The sequence below is a fragment of the Rhizobium sp. BK049 genome, assembly GCF_014193135.1.
In the GTDB taxonomy this organism is placed as follows: domain Bacteria; phylum Pseudomonadota; class Alphaproteobacteria; order Rhizobiales; family Rhizobiaceae; genus Rhizobium.
In genome coordinates, this window is sequence record NZ_JACHYV010000067.1 from 1 (window position 1) to 1,993 (window position 1,993).

1 protein-coding gene and 2 pseudogenes are annotated in these 1,993 nt (G+C 62.0%); all 3 read right to left on the reverse strand.

The genetic code is table 11. The features are described 5' to 3' along the window. Positions 1-599: pseudogene (locus FHT70_RS30005) on the reverse strand (carbohydrate ABC transporter permease); the annotation flags it as partial. Continuing rightward, entirely contained in the window at positions 596-1,549 is a 954-nt protein-coding gene (locus FHT70_RS30010) for a sugar ABC transporter permease (protein ID WP_085777845.1), read from the reverse strand. The gene FHT70_RS30010 and the pseudogene FHT70_RS30005, both read right to left, overlap by 4 nt. 147 nt (positions 1,550-1,696) lie before the next feature. Then, positions 1,697-1,993 (reverse strand): annotated as a pseudogene (locus tag FHT70_RS30015) (sugar ABC transporter substrate-binding protein); the annotation flags it as partial.

Here is a 1,993-nt window from a genome sequence, read left to right on the forward strand (position 1 = left end):
AACGTCGTGAAGCCGAGGCCGTAGACGACGTGGACGAAGACCAGATTGACCGTCGAATTGCCGAAGCCGAAGTTCCAGCCGGTGGCGTTCTGCAGGGTGACGCCGAAGCGGCCGAGCGAGCCGAGAATGGTCGCCATCGGCAACAGCACCGACTGGAACGGGATGAAGCAGGCAAACAGCATCAGCCCGAACACCAGCGTGTGGCCGGGAAAACGCCATTTGGTCAGGACATAGCCGTTCAGCGCCCCGAAGAAGGTGGAGATCGCCACCGCTGGAACCACCATCTTGATCGAGTTCCAGAAGTAGCCCTTGATGCCGGCGCAGGTCAGCCCGACGCAGGCCTCGCCCCAGGCCTTGACCCAGGGATCGAAGGTCGGCGCCTCAGGCAGCGCCAGCATGTTGCCGTTCTGGATCTCGTCCATCGTCTTGAACGAGGTCACCAGCATGACGAAGAGCGGCATCAGATAGAGGATGGCGAAGATGACAAGCAGGCCGTAAATGACGATGCGGCCGATAAAGCGGGCGCTGTTGCCGCGCTCCGCTCCTGCGGCGGCCGTTGCCGATGATGACGTGCCGATCGCAGAGGTGAGGCTGCTCATCGGGCCTTCTCCTTCAGTTCGGAATAGAGGTAGGGAACGATGATTGCCGAGATCGTCATCAGCATGATGATGGCGCTCGCCGAGCCGACGGCCATCTCATTGCGCTTGAAGGTATATTCATACATGAAGTTGGATGGCAGCCAGGCCGAGCCGCCAGGCCCCCCTGAGGTCAGCGCCACCACCAGGTCGTAGGACTTGATCGCCATATGGGCGAGCACGATGAAGGCCGACAGGAAGATCGGCCGCAAGAGCGGGATGATGATGCGCCGATAGAGCTGGAAAGGCGAGGCGCCGTCGATCTCAGCCGCCTTCATGATCTCGCCGTCGATGCCGCGAAGACCGGCCAAAAACATCGCCATGACGAAGCCGGACGCCTGCCAGACACCGGCGATGACGACGGTATAGATGACGAAGTCCTTGTTCTTGATCCAGTCGAAGTGGAAGCTCGTCCAGCCGAAGTGATGCAGGGTCTGCTCCAGCCCGAGGCCGGGATCGAGGAACCACTTCCAGGCCACCCCGGTGACGATGAAGGAAAGCGCCATCGGATAGAGGAAGATCGGCCTGAGCAACCCCTCGCCGCGGATCTTCTGGTCGAGCAGGATGGCGAGCAGCAGGCCGAGCGCCAGACAGATGCCGACATAGAGGAAGCCGAAGATCGCCATGTTGGTGATCGAGGTGTACCAGGAGGACGGCGGATCGCTCTCGAAGGTCCAGCGCCACAGCCGCTGATAGGCGCGCGCCCCGGTCAGCTGATAGGAGGGGAAGGTCTTGGAATTGGTGAAGGAGAGATAGGCCGTCCAGACGATGAAGCCGTAGACGAAGATCAGCGTGATGACGAAGCTCGGCGCCAACACGATCTTCGGCAGCGCATCCTGCAGCCGGCTTCGAAGCGAGATCCCGCTCGCCTGCCCCGGCGTCAGAACCGGATCGGTGGTGGCAACTGTGCTCATGGAATGCATCTCCTCGCTGCATGTCGTCATGCATGTCGTCATGGGGCTGGCCAGCATGCCTGTCCCCGCATGATCGCCCCCGCATATCCGTCAGGGGACTGAAGCTTCCCCGCGAAGACGCGGGGAAGCCTTGTCATCGGCCTCGTCTCAGCGGGCGTCGTCGATCGCCTGGACGAGCTGGGTGACGGCTTCGTCGGAGCTCTTGATCTGGCCGTGGACGAACTTCGAGACGACGTCCTTATAGGCATTGGCGATCGCCGGAGGCGCGCCGTAACCTTGAGCGAGCGAACCGAACAGCGTGCCGCCTTCATTGGCCGCCTTCAGGTCGGCGATGCCCTTCTTGCCGCAGGCGTCGAAATCGGTGTCGGGTACGTCGGTGCGGGCCGGAACCGAACCCTTGACGACGTTGAAGGCCGACTGGAAGCTCTTCGACAGCGTTGCGGT

Coding starts and splice junctions, on each gene's coding strand:
- FHT70_RS30010 (WP_085777845.1), bottom strand. CDS start 1,549: ATGAGCACAGTTGCCACCACCGATCCGGTTCTGACGCCGGGGCAGGCG.